This window comes from Microbacterium sp. zg.Y909 (assembly GCF_024626565.1).
Map to the genome: position 1 here is coordinate 1 of NZ_JANJFJ010000070.1, position 16,172 is coordinate 16,172.

Below are 16,172 nucleotides of genomic sequence, written 5' to 3' on the forward strand. Positions count from 1 at the left end.
CTGCGCCCACCCCGGCCTGATCCGTGCTGTTACTCGGCCTTGGCGGCTTCGGCGGCTTCGGCGCCCTCGGCGTCCGCAGTGGACTCCGTGGCGGCTTCGCCCTCGATGGCCTGCTCGTCAGCGACGATCTCGCTGACCTCGGCCTGCGCCTCGGCCTCATCCGCGACCTTCTCGGTCTCGGCGGAGGACTGCTCGGGCGCGCTCTGCTCGAGCAGCTCGCGCTCCCACTCGGTCAGGGGCTCGGCGGGGGCGTCGGCCTCGCCGGCGGCGGGCTGGTGACGCTGGATGAGGCCCTCGGCCGCAGCGTCGGCGATCACGCGGGTGAGCAGGCCCACGGCGCGGATCGCGTCGTCGTTGCCGGGGATCGGGTACTGGAACTCGTCCGGGTCGGCGTTGGTGTCAAGGATGCCGATGACGGGGATGCCGAGCTTCTTGGCCTCGTCGATGGCGAGGTGCTCGCGCTTGGCGTCGACGACCCAGATGGCCGACGGGGTCTTCTGCAGGTTGCGGATACCACCGAGCGACTTGTGCAGCTTGTCGAGCTCCCGCTTCTTGAGCAGCAGCTCCTTCTTGGTGAAGCCGCTGTTGGCCGGGGTCTCGTAGTCGAGCTCCTCGAGCTCCTTCATACGGGCCAGACGCTTGGAGATGGTGGTGAAGTTGGTCAGCAGACCACCGAGCCAGCGCTGGTTGACGTAGGGCTGGCCCACGCGGGTCGCCTGCTCGGCGATGATCTCCTGAGCCTGCTTCTTGGTGCCGACGAAGAGGATCGTGCCGCCGTGGGCGACGGTCTCCTTGACGAACTCGTACGCCTTGTCGATGTACCCGAGCGACTGCTGCAGGTCGATGATGTGGATGCCGCTGCGCTCGGTGAGGATGAAGCGCTTGACTTTCGGGTTCCACCGGCGGGTCTGGTGTCCGAAGTGCACGCCGCTGTCGAGCAGCTGGCGAATGGTGACGACGGCCATGGCCGTTCTCCTGTTCTCGGCGCGATGCGCCGTTGTTTCGGTTGTCCACGCCTGGTCGAATGACCGGCGAGCCTGGTGCCCGGCGCACACCCGCAACCCGCGGATGCGGGATGACCTGGGGTGTGGATGCCGCGTCGCATTCGCCGGAGCGAATGCTGTGCTGTGGGCACGCGGAGTCACCCCGCCGAGGCGAGGTGCAGTGTCATCTTATCAGCCGCCGACTCCTCCCCCTCTCACCGATGTGGGAAGTTCTCCGCGTTCGCTCGTTCTCCGCCTGCGGACACGAGCCGACCCGCGCAGCATGGAGAAATGATCCGCCGTCACGTCGTCGCAGGGGCGGCGCTCCTGGTCGCCGCGGCGACCCTGTCTCCCAGCGACGCGGCTGCCACGCCCGGCGCGTCGGTCCTGCCGATGGCTCACGCAGACGCCCCCGACGCTCTCTCGGAGCTTCCATGGACCTGGCCGCTTCCGGGTGCGCGGGTGGAGGCGCCGTTCGAGGCGCCGGCGCACCGCTACGGTCCTGGCCACCGCGGCATGGATCTGTCCGGCGGCGGCACGTCGGCTGTCATCGCGCCCGCCGACGGGGTCGTCGCGTTCGCCGGTTCCGTCGCCGGACGGCCCCTGCTCACGATCGACCACGGCATGGGCCTCGTCACCACCTTCGAGCCCGTGATCCCCGGTGTGGTGGCGGGCCGATCGGTCGCCCGTGGGGAGCAGGTGGGGACGCTCGCCACCGGCGGGCACGTTCGCCCCGGGGCGTTGCATGTGGGCGTCCGCCGAGACGGCGAGTACATCAACCCGATGCTGCTCTTCGGGTCGGTGCCGCGGGCAGTGCTGCTGCCGTGCTGTCAGCGGTCGACGGCGATGACGTTGCGGTCACCGGAATCGGTGACCTCGCCGAGCGCTGCGGCATCCACCTCGTTGTCGTTGCCGTCGACCATGACGGCTCCCACGTCGCCGCGCACGTCGATCTCGTTGCGGTCGCCGGTGATGTCCAGCGAGCCCACCGACGACGCTTCGATGTCATTGTCCTGACCGGACACGCGGAGGTCGGTGACATCGCCCGCTTCGACGTCATGCCGATCACCGTCGACGAGCAGCTCGCCCACCACCGCACCCCTGAGGTCGATCTCGACCTCCGTGCCACTGACCGACACCTGCGGGCAGTCGCCCCGTAGCCGAAGGTCCTGCCCGGCCGACACCGTGACCGAGAGACCGCCGCAGTCCCCGTCGGGCGCGGGGGTCGCAGCGTTCGCCGACGCACTGGGGGCCGGTGCGGCGCTGGATGGCTCCACGGTCACCCGCTGAGCGCCGTCCGTGTCGACGGGGCTGCAGGCGACGAGGGAGAGCGCGAAGGCCGCGGCGGCGAGGGTCAGGGTGGGAGCGCGACGGGACATCTCTCCACGGTAGGCGGATGCCGCAGGCCGTACTACCCTCACGCTCGCGGGTGGGCCAGGCGGTACGCCGCAGCCAGGCGCTCCCCGGAGACGTGCGTGTAGATCTGCGTGGTGCCCAGGCTCGCGTGGCCGAGCATCTCCTGCACGGCGCGCAGGTCGGCGCCCCCGTCGAGAAGGTGCGTCGCGGCGGAGTGACGTAGGGCGTGTGGGCCCACCGTGTCAGCGCCGACGAGCGGCGCGATCTCGCGGGAGACCAGCTCGTAGACCGCGCGCGGACCGATCCGCGCCCCGCGAAGGCCCAGGAAGAGGGCCGTCGTCGGCACGTCCTTTCGAGCCGTCAGCGCGGGTCGGCCGCGCACGAGGTAGGCGTCCAGGGCACGCGCGGCGGGCCGCCCATACGGCACGACCCGCTCCTTCGACCCCTTGCCGAGCACACGCACGGTCGCCGCAGCGCGATCGAGGTCTGTGACGTCCGCGCCGCACAGCTCGGACACCCGCAGGCCCGCGCCGTAGAGCAGCTCCAGCATGGCGGCGTCCCGCAGATCGCGGGGATCCCCCTCCTCCGCCCGCGCGCGCATATCGTCGAGCACCGTCCCCACACCGTCGGCAGTGGCGACGCGGGGCAGCGTGCGGCCGCGCTTCGGGGCGATGAGGCGCAGGCTCGGGTCGGTCTTGAGGTGCCCGTACTCCGTTGCCCAGGAGAAGAACCCGCGCGCCGCCGCCGTGCGCCGGGCCAGGGTCGACCGGGCGTCGCCCCGCTTGGTCGCCCTCCACAGCCACTCCCGGAGCGACTCGAGCTCGATGGCGGACAGGAGAGGGTCACCGACCGTGGCGGCCATGTCCGCCAGGTCGGCGCGGTACGCCCGCACGGTCGCCGGCGACAGCCGGCGCACGTCGGCGAGGTGCCGCGTGTACTGGTCGACCGCCTCGGAGATGTGCATGCCTCAAGGATGCCGCGCCCGCGGCTGCGCGCGCCGCCGACGCTCCGGGCCGCCCCGCGTCACACGCGCGGGCGGGGTCGGGCCTGAGTCACTCGGCCGCCTGCGGGGTGAACGATCGACGGACGATCGTGCTGATCACCAGGCGCCGACGGTCGTGGTCACTGGGTTCGTCCGACTTCGCCGCTGTGAAGGTCGTGCTCGCGGGCGACCATGTCATGGAAATGGCGATCACTGTGGTCAGCACCTCGAAGGGCGTGAACGAACTGTCGACCTGCCCTGCGTCCTGGGCCCTCTGGATGCTGGCGAGTTTCGACGCGTCAAGATCATCTGCGTTAGCCGTGAGGTGCCCAGTCGGACGCCGTTCAAGGCGCGCCCAGGTGGCGAGCCTGACGAGCTCCGGGTTCTCCAGGTACTCGTTGTAGAGCCTCACCGCATACCCCGGCAGGTCGGTGGCATCGATAGGGACGGCGTTGACGATGCCGTCCAGTGAGGCGGCGAACACGGCCTCGAAGAGTGAATCCTTGCTGCCGAAGAACGTGTACAGCTGGGCCTTGTTCGCGCGCGCGTTCGCCGCGATCCTGTCCACTCGCGCGCCGGCTATGCCGAACTGCGCGAACTCGCTGGTCGCCGCGGCGAGTATTCGAGCGCGGGTCGCGTCGCCGGGTTTCATCACCCCAGTGTAACCAACTGGTTAGTTGACACACAGGTCCGCTGGCCCTAACGTCAGGACACGGAGAAACTAACTAGTTTGTCGGTTCCGATGCGCCCCGTTCAGGTGCGCCAGGCGCGCGCCGCATGCTGTGGAGTCGTCCTCCCGTTCCCACCGTCAATCCCACGCATCAGGAAAGAGAACCACTCGTGCGCCAGACAACCGCCTACGTCGCCCTCTCCGCAGACGAGCCGCTCACACGCCAACCGATCCACAGGCGCGATCTGCGCGACACCGATGTCGCGATCGACGTGACGTTCTGCGGGGTGTGCCACTCCGACCTGAACGAGATCCACCGCTCGGGCAACAAGCCGCTCGTCGTCGGCCATGAATTCGTCGAGGTCGTCAGTGCGAGAGGAACGGGCGTCACCCGATTCCAGATCGGAGATCCCGTCGCGGTCGGCAACATCGTGGACTCGTGCGGGGACTGTTCCATGTGCCTGCGCGGTCAGGAGAACTACTGCGAGCAGTTTCCCACCCTGACCTACGGCGGCACGGACCGGATCGACGGGACGACGACTCAGGGAGCGTTCGCGGACGAGTACATCGCCGACGAGAAGTTCGTCTACCCACTCCCCGACAGACTCGACCCTGCCGGAGTCGCTCCGCTCATGTGTGCCGGAGCAACCGTCTGGGAGCCGCTCGTCCGCTGGAACGCGGGCCCCGGGACGACCGTGGGCATCGTGGGACTCGGAGGGCTGGGACACCTCGGTGTGAAGTTCGCCCACGCGCTCGGCGCCCATGTGGTGCTGTTCACCACATCCGAGCAGAAGGCGGCCGGGGCCATTTCCCTGGGCGCGGACGAAGTGGTCATATCGGCAGATCCTGCGGCGATGCAGAAGCAAGCGAATCGCTTCGACCTCATCATCGACACCGCGTCCGCCCCGCACGATCTGACCCCGTACATCCGGGCGCTCGCGCTTGACGGCACGTTGTGCGCGGTGGGGGCGCTGGGATCGATGGACTTCGATCCCATCGCCCTGCTCATCGGCAGGAAGAGCATCGCCTCGGCCGGTAGCGCGGGAACCCGGGGCACCCAGGCCATGTTGGACTTCTGCAACGAGCACGGCATCACCGCCGACGTCGAGGTGCTGCCGGCCAGCGACGTGAGCACGGCACTGACGCGGCTCGAACGCAACGACGTCCGCTTCCGCTTCGTCCTGGACATGAAGACCCCGTGAAGCGAGTCCGGCTCGGCTCTGCGCGAATCCCGAGAGCGCCGACCGGACTGCGCGCTCAACGTCGGGTCACGATGAGGCGCCACCCCGCGGACCCATGCTGAGCACGTCCCTCCGGCATCAGGAGCCCGAGGCAGCGCTCGACCTCCGCGATGCTCCAGCGCCCGAGAGCCGCCGCACGGCGGCGAGGTGGACCGTATACCGGTCCACCGCTTCGGAGAGCGGCATCCTTCCGGCATGCCGTCATGACAGGCCTACCCGGCGCCCGTCGGCAGGTGTGGCGCGAATGCCCTCATCGTCGCCGGGTGCTCACGGCCGGACGTCTCCTGCAATACGATGCTCGCGATGAGCAGCCTTCGGCACAGCGCGACCGCACGAGCCGGCGCGTGTCAGCGGTGCCTCCCGGCGCGAGCGCTGCGATGAGGCGTCGGCTTCTGCAGCTGTGCGCATTCCTGCTCATTCCCGCGCTCAGCGCAGTGACGCCGCTCATCGCAATCCCGGCGATCACGGCGACTTCGGGCGCGGCCGGATGGGAGGCCTACGCGCTGGGACTGTCCATCGGCTCCGCCGGGGGCGTCATCGTCGAACTCGGCTGGCCGGTGACCGGGCCGCAGCGAGTCGCTGCGGAATCGCCGGGAGCGCGGTGGACGACACTGGTCACCTCCGTGCGCACGCGCCTCCTCGCCCTCGTGGTGGTGTCGCCGATCGCGATCGCGGTCAGCGTCCTGGTCACTGTCAACACCCACTCGGATCACACGGGGACCGCCGCTCTCATGGCCCTGGCTTGCGTCACAGCGGGACTTTCCGGGAACTGGTTCTTCACGGGCACCGGGCACCCCCTGCGGATCTTGACCTCTGAGGCGCTGCCGCGCGCCGTGCTGATCACCGGCTCGTCCGTCGCCCTCCTCGCGGGCGCGTAGCCAACCTGGTTATTGAAGCTAGCGACGAGGTCGTCCCAGAACTCCGTGACTTGGTACTTGTCCTCGCCCGTGAGCTCGGCACTGCCCGAATCCCGCTGGTCGGTCTTCCACGAATACGAACGCTGGTAGATCGGGACCCGCAGCGAACGGGTGCGCAGCAGCTCTGCGACGCCATGAGCGTGGTAGTTGAGTAGAGACGCGTGTTGAGCCGGCATGCGTGAGACCTTCCGTCGAGAGACTGAGACTAGTGCGAGATTCGGGGTAAGCGGCGCCGACAGCGTCCCTGGCGAAGTGGGTGCGAGAAGCACGTGTCGCCGAAGCAACTGTCGGTGCCGAGGTCAAGCCGACGGATGTTGAGGAGATAGATCGTCGGCGGCTTCGGATAGGGCGCAGCGCGCCGACTACCGCGCGCCAGGATCGGACGGGCGACCTGAGGCCGAGACAGAGTTGTCCACGATCCATTTCGCGCGCGCGAGAAGTTCGTCGAACGTGATGATCTCCGGCTCCTGCAGATGGCGCCTCGCAAGTTCGAACGAGCGGACCTTCGCCGGATGGTGATGACCAGCGTCATTCACGAACTCGGAGAGTCGCCCGACGATCAAGAACGAACGCGGCCGCAGAAGATACGTCAAGTCTCCCGTCTCAAAGCCGTCGGCATCGCGCCCCGTCAGCTGCTCGCCCAATGACGCCAGTGCTTGGTGAACCGTCACTTGCGACTGGCTAATCCCGCCTGCGAGCTCCTTCGACATCGCCCAGACACCAGGACGGTACTCCGTCCCGAGGAGACTCGTCCGATGGTGCTTGATCTCGGCGAACACCATCGACTGGATAATGCCGCTGGTCCGCAGGAGGGCATCAGCGCGCTTACCCTCGCCCGCCACGCTGTAGCCCGCTACGACTTGCTCAAGCTTTTTGTCAGACCAAGACGTCAGGAGCTGCGTTCCGAGGCCGACCCCCAGAATCCACGGGTTCGTTTCGAAGAACTCCTGCCACACCGCTTCCTTGCCGTTGCCTTTGCCCGACTCGACCAGCCCATCGAAGTAGGACTCGTCCTCCAGCATCCGCTCAAACTCACGGAGACTTTTGCGACGGCCGGCCGTCGCAACCACGTCCTGCGCGTGTTCGTCGTCGGCGATCAGCGCACGCAGGACCGGCGCCTGTTGCTCATAGACCCGCCGGGCCGAATCAGGCCGGTTCAGAAGATCGCTGACGGTCTGCTCGTCAAGCCGCACACCCGTGTCGGCTCCGTCGGGCTCGATGAGCATCAATCGACGAAAGAACTCCGCTAGACGGATCGCGTCCTCGCGGCGAAGGCGGAGGACTTCCTTGATCGCCGCCACTCCATCGTCTGCCGAGACCTTTTGTATCCACAGATCCACCAGCGCGCCCGCCTCGCGGGAGATGAGCACCTTCACCTGATAGCGGGATCCTGCGACCGGGGTGACTATCCATTCCTCACCACCGCGCGCAAGCGAAGACGCCGTCCCGTCGTCGTCGAACACCTGGTACGCGAAGCGGCTGGGACGACCACAATCGGACGAATGCGGGTTAGCGTTCGCGAAGGACTTCGAGGTATACAGCGTTCCCGGCACTCGGCCCAGCGCGTACTCCTGTTCGGAAACAGGCGAATGCGACGACGGCACGAAATCCGATTCATGGTGCGACACAGCGACCCCCCACGTGCATACTTGCAGACTCGCCCGCCACCGCGCCATCTTCGGTCGGGCGGAGATGCGGGTCTCAGCCCGTGGGCTCAATCTGCCGGGAAGAATCCGCCGCAGAACAATAGGACGCGCGAATCGGCACAGCACGCGAACCGCCTAATGGTCGGCATGCTCATTACCCCATCTCAGTGGATAAGCGCGACTGGGCAGGTGCTCGACTACTCGGCTGGCAGCACAAATCCCCAGTTAGGCGCCGGGTCCTCGGACACGCGCTCCGCCCACCGCTCGGGCTTGTCGGTGACCTTGCCATATCCGACGACCCGAAGCAGCCGAGACCCTGGCTCGCGAGCAAGACCGTGCGGTCAAACACCGGACGCACCCACACTGCTTCCTCCAGCACGAACCAACGGAGCGTCCGCGACGGCTCCGTCTCGGTGCCCGCGTCGAGCCAGTTTGTCGCATCGCGAGATCGCTGCACGAAGCCGGAGGATCTGGACCAGCACCACACTCATGGGTACGAAGAGCCCTCAGCCGGCGGCACGACCCCGGCGGTTCATGACTGCGAGGCCGGGCGCAACGCAGCCATGTCCACGGCCACTTCAACCGGCGTGCGTGGCTGGGATCGCCTTACCGAAGCTCGCGCCGCCGCGGTGATACCGAGCGCGACGCTCAGCCCGCTGCGCGGGGGTGAGTGTCAACGCGTTAGGACGCGTATCCGCAATACCCGCGGACGCGGCAGGGTCAAGATGCCAGCCGAGTATCTCCGCGATATGTTCCCCCACTGCCTGCGCCAGTGGCGGAGGAACGGCGTTACCTACCTGTCGGTACTGCTGAAGGCGTGAAAGCGAGTCAGGCCAGATGAAGCTGTCGTCAAAGCCCTGGAGGCGCGCGCTCTCCCTAACGCTCACCACCCGGTCGTAGCTGTAGTGGATCGGCCGCATGGGGGAGAAGTTCCCGCTGCCAGCCCGCAACGTGTACCCGGGGCGCCCGGGATGGAGTCGGTCGTGCCTGGATCGAGGATCACGCTTACCAGGCTCGAGCAGTGCGAACGTCGCCAGCATCGAGGGCGAGTGCGCCGTCGGTTCGTGATTCGGAATCGACTCCGCCTCTTTCGAAAGTACGTCTGGGAGGTCTTGAAGAGCGTCTTTAGCAGTCAGGTATGGGCGCTTGCCATCATCGCCCGTGGCGGAGTGGGTCGTCGCGGGCGGATACGCGAAGTCGACAACGTCGCGAACGGCGACCAGGATGAGCCGCTTTCGTGCTTGCGGGACGCCATAGTCAGCGGCGTTCAGGATCTCCCAACGCACGACGTACCCGAGCTCCTCTAGCTCGGCTTTGGTGGCTCTGACGACATCGCCGTTGTGCGACGTCTGGAGAGCCGGGACGTTCTCAAGAAGGACGACACGTGGTCGGATCTCGCCAGCCAAGCGGACAAACTCGGCGATGAGATGGCCACGAGGGTCGCTCAATCCAAGCCGCTTCCCAGCGACTGAGAACGGCTGACAAGGCGGGCCGCCTGCAAGCAGGTCCAACGACTTCAACCCCGCGGCCTCCAGAAGCATCGCTCCGGTCAGCTCGGCAACGTCGGCCCGGATAGACCGGGTGCCCCGGTAGCTGTGGTTGTGGTCAAAGGCGACGATGCTGGGCGCATCGATGTCAACTCCAAGACGCACGTCATAGCCTGCATCCAGCAGGCCGGTCGACAGCCCGCCGCACCCTGCGAACAGCTCGATGGCTGTTGGTCGTTGGCTCATAGATCCACCTGATTCGTCACGTGGATCAGGCTACGTTGACGGTCAGACATCATGAGCCGGTAGCGGGCCGACCGCACCAGTTCGATCTCGCTCGCAACCGTGGTGGCGTTGAACTCAACCAGATTCAGCAAGCCCTCGTGGTCGACCTTGATCGAGAGAGGTCGGATCTCGTGACCGGGGAAGTACTCGAGTGCAAACGCGACCTGTGTCGCGATCTGAACCCGATTCACCGGGTCGGCAACCGCCTTAGCTTCGATAGGCACAATCGTCGGCACTTCGTCATCACGAACAGCGATTGCGACGTTGAGTTCGTCGAGTTCGGCTTGGCCGATTCCCGGCACGCTCTTTCGTACGTGTGACCGCAAACGGTACACAGTCATGCCGGTGAAATGGTCCCACAGCTTGCAGTATCCGGCGATCATGAGGATCGCCTGCTCATCCAGCTCAGTAAGGTTCTCCGGAAGGAGTCGTCGAACCGGGTTCGGCGTGAGGTCCAGCGCCTCGATGGGCCTGGTGTTCGGCAGATCGATGACAGTGCTGGTCGCCTGCTCGAACCTATACTTCCCTCGTCCGGCCTGACGGAGGACGTAAAAGCCGAGCGCCAGGATCTCAGCTGGCAGCACGGTCCGCGAACGCATCCTGTAGATGACATCGGCTGCGTTTCTGACCACGATCCCCAACTCGTCCGCCGCGTTCCGCACGTCGTCGAGCGTGAAATCGACCTCCGTATCACCCGGGCGGTAGTTCCGTTCGAAGATCAACCTCAGGATCGGCACGTAGACCTTGCTCGTGAGGCCATGCGACTGAAGCAATCGACCGTCACTATGCGTCGCTATCGCCGCAAGCGGCGCCTCACTGTCCTCCACTGCAACCTCCTCAAACCAAACTAGTCGACGGCACGAAGAGCGCCGCGATTCGACGCTCCCAACGCCCTTGCGTGTCAGCGCACCGCATCACCGCGCCGCAGCACGCGCCGGCCATGTCCGGGCCGGGGGTGAAGAAATCGCTGCTGACTAAGCACTGCATCTAGTTTTCCGGGCTCCGGCATAGTGGGAACGTGGACCTCTCGCCGATCACCGCCCGGATGCCGTCGCACGCCCGCATCGGGATCGGGCCCGGCTGGTACGGGCTGCTGCTCGCCCTCGACAAGGAGCTCGCCGCGCTCGCACCGGACTACGTGGTCTGGCAGGTCAAGCAAGACGGAGGCGGCATGGACGTCGTCGCCCGCCTCAACGGTGACCTGGACGAGATGAGCCTGCGGGCGTTCAGAGCCGCTATCCGTGATGCCCGGAAGGAGTCGCTGCGCACCTGCGAAGAATGCGGCGACTACGGATGGCTGGTGCTTGATGGCACCTGGTACGCGACACTGTGCCCGGAGCACGCGGACGAGGCACGAGCGCGTCGGCTAGGGCGCTGATAGTCGATCTCGAACCCGCAGAGCCCGCACCAGAAATGGATGCTCTTCAGCGTGTCGCGGACCAGCAGCTCGGTACGAGTGCGGGGTCGGACCCAGAAGAGTGCATCCGCTCATCGTGGCAGACTGTCGAGCGCGGGCGAGCGCCGCAGCTGCTCATCGGCACGCCCATGACTCTGCCATGGTGCACGCCTCTCGCTAAGGTCCTATCGCACATGCTGCACCCGTCCGCGCCATGATGGGCGATGTGAACCAGGTCGCGAGCCTTCCGGATGTAGTCGTGCAGAGGCTGAGTGCGTTCGTCAGCGCCCTCTCTGCTGCCGCGCCGGGGTCGTTGACCAGCGTCGTCGTCACCGGGTGGGACCTGGCTCGAGCCACCGTCTCCATCACCCGGAATGTTCGGGATGACCAGCAGTCATAAGTAGGGGCTGCGCAGAAACGTCCCCGGCCAACCTCTCTCCCACCCGGGGGCGTTGCTGCACTCCCGGGGAACTTAGGGATCGGCGATTGCGGTGACCGAGGGGTGATCGATCGCCGGCCTACACCGGCTCGAGCTGCCGGTGCACTTCTCAGATCCGTCTGAGCAGCTCAGCCTTCTTCGCTTCGAACTCCTCCGGCGTGACGACCCCGGCGTCACGCAGCTCGCCGAGCTGCTTGAGTTGCTGCATCACGTCCGGCCCAGCCGACACCTCGGGTGCCGCCGCTGGCGCCGACGCATCCTTGCCGCTCATGGCTGCTTTGACGACCTCCAAGAAGTCGGCGAACTCAGATGCGGGCTGGAGCCACTTCACAGATACGCGATTGCCCGACGCGTGAAAGGTGATGCTGTGTCCCATCATCGACTTGCCATGCTCGAAGCTGGAGATGTTGCCATAAGGGAAGGATTCAAGATCGAAGCCGCCGAGCTTCTTGGCGTAGAAGACGACGCGACGATCTGTGGCGATCAAGACCCCATTGCGGGTGCTGTCAGCCCCCATGATCTTGGTCTCGTAGGAGCCCATGACGGCGGCTTGGACGTGCTCACCGTTCTCGAGATGCGCCTTTGCCTGCTCAACCAGCTTGTCCGCTTTGCCCATGTCGCCTCTTTCACATCTGTCCCGGAATTGCCTCGTTAAGCATCCCGCGCTCACGTTGGCGAAGCCCGCACGACCAGCCCACCAACACGCTCAACCTACCTCGTGCCCGCCTGATCGACAGCCCCACCTCCCGCACCAGGCAAGGCACGCTGCGGGACTAAGAGATCCGTATGAGCCCGCAACTCGGGCAGCGCCACACCGGGGAATCGCGCACCAGCGCCGGCTCGAGCTGCACAAGGCACCGTGCGCAGGTAGGGGAGAACCCTGGGCAGTCGTCGTGATCCACCACCCCAGGTAACCAGGGCGCTGCTCCCGCCGCAGAAACCGTCCACCGGCCTGCGCTCAGCGCTTAGCGGGGAGGCCGGGAGCGGTCTCCCGGCGAGTGATCGACGCCACGCACATCGGCCCACACCTGGCTCACGCCACCGCCGTCGTCACCCGCAACCCCAAGGAGAGCTGAAGAACACACCTCAAAGGGCGGGGCCGCATGGCGGTCCCGCCCTTTGCCATGCAGCTACGGCGAACGAGGGCGCGTGCGAGCGCGGACAGCGCGCATGTGCACCTGCTCGGCAATGCCCATCATGAGGCAGCCGGCCGCTGCGAGAACCATGATGCTCCAGCCGATCAGCTCGCCCCAAGAAGCCATAAAAGCGGCCCGAGCGAGCTCCGACGAAGTGGCGGCGAAAAAGAGAGCCAGACCGAACCAAACCATCCCGTTTGAGATGGCAGTCGTGCGTGCCAACTGGCCGCGCTTCCACATGCCCTCAAGATCCCACCGAGAGGATCCGCTGTCTAGACATCTCAGTAGTCTCAGACCCTGCCTTGTGCGGGCATCCCACCACTACGGTGACGGCATGGATCCTTTGCTTCTCGCCGGCACCGTGTTCGCAGCGGTGTCGACCGTATACGCGGTGATCGCCTACCACCGTCGACCACCGAAACGACGGATCGAATACACGCTGCAAGTGGTGCCACTAGTGCCGGCGTCAGCACGGCTCGAGGACGTCGAGGTGCTCGTGCGCGGGCATGCGATGCGTAATCCACATCTGGTCACCCTCAGGTTGGACTCGAACAGCCGAGCAGACATACCGGCGACTGCATTCGACTCGAAGAAAAATCTGACGTTCCACATCGGGCGCGGGGCGTTGCTGCTGTCCACGATCCCCGGCGGCATCAAAGTGGGAGTCACCGAAGGTGAGGGTTCCGACCCGACGCGCTTCTTCGTCGCTCCTCAACTCATCAAGAAGCGCGCCCGAGGGGGCGCGATGTTCATGAGCGAGGGCATGCCAAAGGTTTACGTCGAGGAAGAGGTGCTCACCGATATTGATGTGCTGAGCAAGGATCCGTCACCGGCGCCTTCGGAACGTTGGTCAACGCGGTGGGCTTACTTAGGTGCCGTCTCAGGCGCGGTTGGCGCCATAGTGGCATTTTTCGCTTGGCTGCTGGCAGTCTGAGCAGTTTGCGCCAAGAGGCCGAGACCGAAGGGGGATCCGGCCTGCGGCCTCTGGCGGCGCCGCTCCGCCGAGGATGAACTCCAATGCGGCGGCGCCCTCATCGTCACCGGCCCTTCCGTCAGCCGAGGCTCTCCACCGGGGAATCCCGACTCTCGGGTTCTGTTCCGCGCTCAGCCCTTGAACTTCGGGTTGGGTCGACGCACGATCACCTTCGTGCGCTTGCCGGTGACCCAGGTTCCGCTAGACGTGCTCGACACCACTTCCCAACCCTTGCGAATGTACTTCTCCGCCTCGCGCTCGGTGTTGAGAGTCTTGGTCTCGAATGGTTCTTTCTTCGACGCCACGCGCTCCTCCTGTACCTCGACTTCACCTCACCTAACCATGATTAGGTACGGAGCGAGACGAACATCACCCCGAGGATGTATACCGCCCTCTCGCCCGCGTCGATGACTGCACTCCGCCTCGCGTGCCGAGGCCTAACGCGGTTTGGCCACACGTAGGCTCGCGGACGTGCAGCTGTGCGGCACTGTCCAATAACCCAAGGGTCGATCCAGACACTCCTTCGTTCCTCTCGCTCGCTATTTGCAGACTCCACCCTCCGCTGCGCTCCGGGTTCCGCTTAGCAACCGCTCTCTTCAGGCACTCCGCCGGCAGTCGGAGTAAAGCCGCAGAGTGCAGGCGAACCGCGCTCACCGCGGCATGCGAAGCCTGCGACGTCGAGGGCTGAGAATGAGGGCTGAGGGCTCAACTCGGTCTGGCTCGCGTCTGCAGGGTTGTACGTGTCCTGAATCTCGCGTCGCAGGACGACGTTCGAGGATCTCACCCCCGCGGTTTGCGCGCCGCCTTTCGGTTCAGCGAGTCTGACCCTTCCTCCATCAGTCCACGCACAGGGTGTGCCCCGGGCGGCGACCACCGGGTATGAATACCGCCACACCCAATAGAGCGGGTTACCAATAGGCCGCACCCACCCGCGCCGGAAGCGACCCGCGCGCCCACAGGCACAGCGGCGCGTGAGGGCCGAGATCATCGACACGCGTCGGCCAGACGGCGTCGCCGGGCACGACGAGGCGCACGCCCGCCCGGCGCGCGGTGTCGAAGGCCGCCGCGATCGGCCCCGGCGCCACGCGCGGCCGCCAGCGCTCCAGAGCCTCGCGGGCACGTCCGGTCTCCGCGCCTGCCGCTACGGCGACGGCGTGCACATCGTCGGCGATGACGAGCCGCAGGGCCTCGGCCGCGCCCACGGCCGCCACGAGCACCCCCGCATCGCCGTCGCCCGGCTCGCAGAGCGCCGACCACACGCCTCGCGCCCGCCGATCCAGCACGGCGTCGTCGTCGAGATCAGCCGAGATGAGACCGCAGAGCGCTTCGCGCGCAGCCCCGGGGTCGTCCTGGAGTGGGTTCACAGTGGTGTGGTTCCCTTCTTGAGGTAGAGCGCACGGCCGATGTCATCGAGTTCGAGGCGCTCGCGCCCCGCAAGGTCGGCGTGGCTCCAGGCCACGCGCAGCACACGGTCATAGCCGCGCAAGGTCAGCGCCCCCCGTTGGAGCGCCGCATCCAGCGGTCGTCGCACCGCCGGCGGGGGTGCGACGGGTCCCTGTCGAAGCCAGGTTCCGGAGACCTCCGCGTTGGTGCGCCATGGGGTCTCCCGCAGCCGCCGGGCCGCGCGCCCACGCGCCTCGGCGACGCGATCGCGTGCCTGTGCCGTGGTGATGGCCCGTTCGGCGGCGAACTGCGCGTGGGCGACCGATACCCGCGTCACGGCCAGCTCGATGTCGATCCGGTCGCGGATCGGCCCGGAAAGCCGCCCCAGGTAGCGACGGATTCCCGCGGGCGGGCAGACGCAGTCGCCGCCGGGCACGCCGTAGGCCCCGCAGGGGCAGGGATTGGTTGCGAGCACCAGCTGGAACCGTGCGGGAAACGTCGCGCTCGCGCCGGCGCGCTCGATCTGGATCGATCCGTGCTCCAACGGCTCCCGCAGGGCGTCCAGCGCACCCGAGGCGAACTCGCCCGCCTCATCGAGAAAGAGCACACCCCCGCTTGCACGCGCGATCGCGCCGGGACGGATCGTGCGACTGCCACCCCCGACGAGGGCGGCGACGCTCGACGTGTGGTGGGGCGCCTCGAACGGCGGCGTGCGTTCCAGCCGCGCCACGCGCGCACCGCCGAGGGAGCGCACCGACGCGGCCTGAAGCGCGGCCGCATCGTCGAGATCGGGGAGGATGCCGGGCAGGCGCCGGGCCAGCATGGTCTTGCCGGCGCCGGGTGGTCCACTCATGAGCACGTGGTGTCCCCCGGAGGCGGCGACCACGACGGCATCCACGGCGTCGCGCTGCCCGATCACCTCGGCGAGCTCGAGCCTGGGCGCCGAAGGCTCCGGTGGGGTCTCGACGCTCACCGGCGGGAGTGGGCGATCGTCGACGGCGAGGCCGTGCCAGCGCAGCACATCGAGCAGGCTCACCGCGCCCAGCACCTCCACACCTTCGACGAGCTCCGCCTCGGCGCGATTGGCATGCGGCACGGCGACGCGGGTGATCCCCGCCCGCGCGGCGGCGATGACGGCCGGCAGCACTCCGGGCACCGGTCGTAGACGTCCGTCGAGGCCCAGCTCCCCCACATGCACCGTGCGCCGGAGCGAGGCGTGGTCGAGGCTGCGCTCGGTCGCCAGCGCGGCCACGGCGATCGCGACGTCGAAGCCCGCCC

Annotated in this window: 16 protein-coding genes and 1 pseudogene; 5 read left to right on the plus strand and 12 right to left on the minus strand. The window is 67.0% G+C overall.

All coding sequences use genetic code 11. The features are described from left to right. Nucleotides 1-29: 29 nt before the first annotated feature. Nucleotides 30-965 carry a 30S ribosomal protein S2 gene (rpsB, locus tag NQ160_RS07485; RefSeq protein WP_257514594.1) on the minus strand — a complete coding sequence of 312 codons (936 nt, stop codon included), beginning with the start codon at nt 963-965 and terminating at the stop codon, nt 30-32. 534 nt (nt 966-1,499) lie between these two features. Here rpsB and NQ160_RS07490 point away from each other — a divergent pair. Further along, nucleotides 1,500-1,754, plus strand: a pseudogene (locus NQ160_RS07490) (peptidoglycan DD-metalloendopeptidase family protein); the annotation flags it as partial. Nucleotides 1,755-1,813: 59 nt separating this feature from the next. On the opposite strand, the gene NQ160_RS07495 reads toward NQ160_RS07490, so the two are convergent. The 3 genes from NQ160_RS07495 to NQ160_RS07505 form a co-directional block, all read right to left on the minus strand. After that, nucleotides 1,814-2,362 (minus strand): DUF3060 domain-containing protein, encoded by a 549-nt coding sequence (locus tag NQ160_RS07495; protein ID WP_257514595.1) that lies wholly within the window; start codon nt 2,360-2,362, stop codon nt 1,814-1,816. A 38-nt stretch (nt 2,363-2,400) separates the two neighbouring features. Further along, nucleotides 2,401-3,303, minus strand: coding sequence for a tyrosine recombinase XerC (locus NQ160_RS07500; protein ID WP_257514596.1), 903 nt, complete (start codon nt 3,301-3,303; stop codon nt 2,401-2,403). Between the two features lie 88 nt (nt 3,304-3,391). Then, nucleotides 3,392-3,973 carry a TetR family transcriptional regulator gene (locus NQ160_RS07505; protein WP_257514597.1) on the minus strand — a complete coding sequence of 194 codons (582 nt, stop codon included), beginning with the start codon at nt 3,971-3,973 and terminating at the stop codon, nt 3,392-3,394. Nucleotides 3,974-4,161: 188 nt separating this feature from the next. Between NQ160_RS07505 and NQ160_RS07510 the strand changes: the two genes are divergently transcribed. Continuing rightward, nucleotides 4,162-5,193, plus strand: coding sequence for an NAD(P)-dependent alcohol dehydrogenase (locus tag NQ160_RS07510; RefSeq protein WP_257514598.1), 1,032 nt, complete (start codon nt 4,162-4,164; stop codon nt 5,191-5,193). 416 nt (nt 5,194-5,609) lie between these two features. Next, nucleotides 5,610-6,110 carry a hypothetical protein gene (locus NQ160_RS07515; protein WP_257514599.1) on the plus strand — a complete coding sequence of 167 codons (501 nt, stop codon included), beginning with the start codon at nt 5,610-5,612 and terminating at the stop codon, nt 6,108-6,110. A 401-nt stretch (nt 6,111-6,511) separates the two neighbouring features. Here the strand turns inward: NQ160_RS07515 and NQ160_RS07520 are convergent, their stop codons facing one another. From NQ160_RS07520 to NQ160_RS07530, 3 genes are all read right to left on the minus strand, one after another. Continuing rightward, nucleotides 6,512-7,777 (minus strand): Shedu immune nuclease family protein, encoded by a 1,266-nt coding sequence (locus tag NQ160_RS07520; RefSeq protein ID WP_257514600.1) that lies wholly within the window; start codon nt 7,775-7,777, stop codon nt 6,512-6,514. 596 nt (nt 7,778-8,373) lie between these two features. Further along, nucleotides 8,374-9,528, minus strand: coding sequence for a DNA cytosine methyltransferase (locus tag NQ160_RS07525; RefSeq protein WP_257514601.1), 1,155 nt, complete (start codon nt 9,526-9,528; stop codon nt 8,374-8,376). Further along, complete coding sequence (locus tag NQ160_RS07530; protein WP_257514602.1) at nt 9,525-10,394, minus strand: hypothetical protein; 870 nt, start codon at nt 10,392-10,394, stop codon at nt 9,525-9,527. Before NQ160_RS07530 ends, NQ160_RS07525 begins: the two co-directional genes overlap by 4 nt. Before the next feature lie 191 nt (nt 10,395-10,585). Here NQ160_RS07530 and NQ160_RS07535 point away from each other — a divergent pair, with 191 nt between their 5' ends. Further along, complete coding sequence (locus NQ160_RS07535) at nt 10,586-10,945, plus strand: hypothetical protein (protein ID WP_257514603.1); 360 nt, start codon at nt 10,586-10,588, stop codon at nt 10,943-10,945. 566 nt (nt 10,946-11,511) lie between these two features. Here the strand turns inward: NQ160_RS07535 and NQ160_RS07540 are convergent. Beyond that, nucleotides 11,512-12,018 carry a PH domain-containing protein gene (locus NQ160_RS07540; protein WP_257514604.1) on the minus strand — a complete coding sequence of 169 codons (507 nt, stop codon included), beginning with the start codon at nt 12,016-12,018 and terminating at the stop codon, nt 11,512-11,514. 157 nt (nt 12,019-12,175) lie between these two features. After that, nucleotides 12,176-12,307, minus strand: coding sequence for a zf-TFIIB domain-containing protein (locus tag NQ160_RS24985; protein ID WP_374113637.1), 132 nt, complete (start codon nt 12,305-12,307; stop codon nt 12,176-12,178). A gap of 565 nt (nt 12,308-12,872) precedes the next feature. On the opposite strand from NQ160_RS24985, the gene NQ160_RS07545 reads away from it, so the two are divergent. Then, on the plus strand, nt 12,873-13,472 hold the full coding sequence (locus NQ160_RS07545; RefSeq protein ID WP_257514605.1) for a hypothetical protein: 600 nt from the start codon (nt 12,873-12,875) through the stop codon (nt 13,470-13,472). A gap of 170 nt (nt 13,473-13,642) precedes the next feature. Here the strand turns inward: NQ160_RS07545 and NQ160_RS07550 are convergent, their stop codons facing one another. The 3 genes from NQ160_RS07550 to NQ160_RS07560 form a co-directional block, all read right to left on the minus strand. Continuing rightward, nucleotides 13,643-13,816 carry a hypothetical protein gene (locus tag NQ160_RS07550; protein WP_257514606.1) on the minus strand — a complete coding sequence of 58 codons (174 nt, stop codon included), beginning with the start codon at nt 13,814-13,816 and terminating at the stop codon, nt 13,643-13,645. Nucleotides 13,817-14,419: 603 nt separating this feature from the next. Next, the gene (locus NQ160_RS07555; protein ID WP_257514607.1) at nt 14,420-14,875 is read right to left on the minus strand and encodes a hypothetical protein; all 456 of its coding nucleotides are present in this window, start codon (nt 14,873-14,875) and stop codon (nt 14,420-14,422) included. Next, nucleotides 14,872-16,172: YifB family Mg chelatase-like AAA ATPase (locus NQ160_RS07560; RefSeq protein ID WP_257514608.1), on the minus strand; the 1,301-nt coding region annotated here is incomplete at its 5' end. The genes NQ160_RS07560 and NQ160_RS07555, both read right to left, overlap by 4 nt.

Excerpts from the sequence above, each read along its gene's own strand:
- NQ160_RS07495 (WP_257514595.1), bottom strand. The coding sequence starts at position 2,362 with ATGTCCCGTCGCGCTCCCACCCTGACCCTCGCCGCCGCGGCCTTCGCG.
- NQ160_RS07500 (WP_257514596.1), bottom strand. The coding sequence starts at position 3,303 with ATGCACATCTCCGAGGCGGTCGACCAGTACACGCGGCACCTCGCCGAC.
- NQ160_RS07545 (WP_257514605.1), top strand. The coding sequence starts at position 12,873 with ATGGATCCTTTGCTTCTCGCCGGCACCGTGTTCGCAGCGGTGTCGACC.
- NQ160_RS07540 (WP_257514604.1), bottom strand. The coding sequence starts at position 12,018 with ATGGGCAAAGCGGACAAGCTGGTTGAGCAGGCAAAGGCGCATCTCGAG.
- NQ160_RS07525 (WP_257514601.1), bottom strand. The coding sequence starts at position 9,528 with ATGAGCCAACGACCAACAGCCATCGAGCTGTTCGCAGGGTGCGGCGGG.
- NQ160_RS07505 (WP_257514597.1), bottom strand. The coding sequence starts at position 3,973 with ATGAAACCCGGCGACGCGACCCGCGCTCGAATACTCGCCGCGGCGACC.
- NQ160_RS07515 (WP_257514599.1), top strand. The coding sequence starts at position 5,610 with ATGAGGCGTCGGCTTCTGCAGCTGTGCGCATTCCTGCTCATTCCCGCG.
- rpsB (WP_257514594.1), bottom strand. The coding sequence starts at position 965 with ATGGCCGTCGTCACCATTCGCCAGCTGCTCGACAGCGGCGTGCACTTC.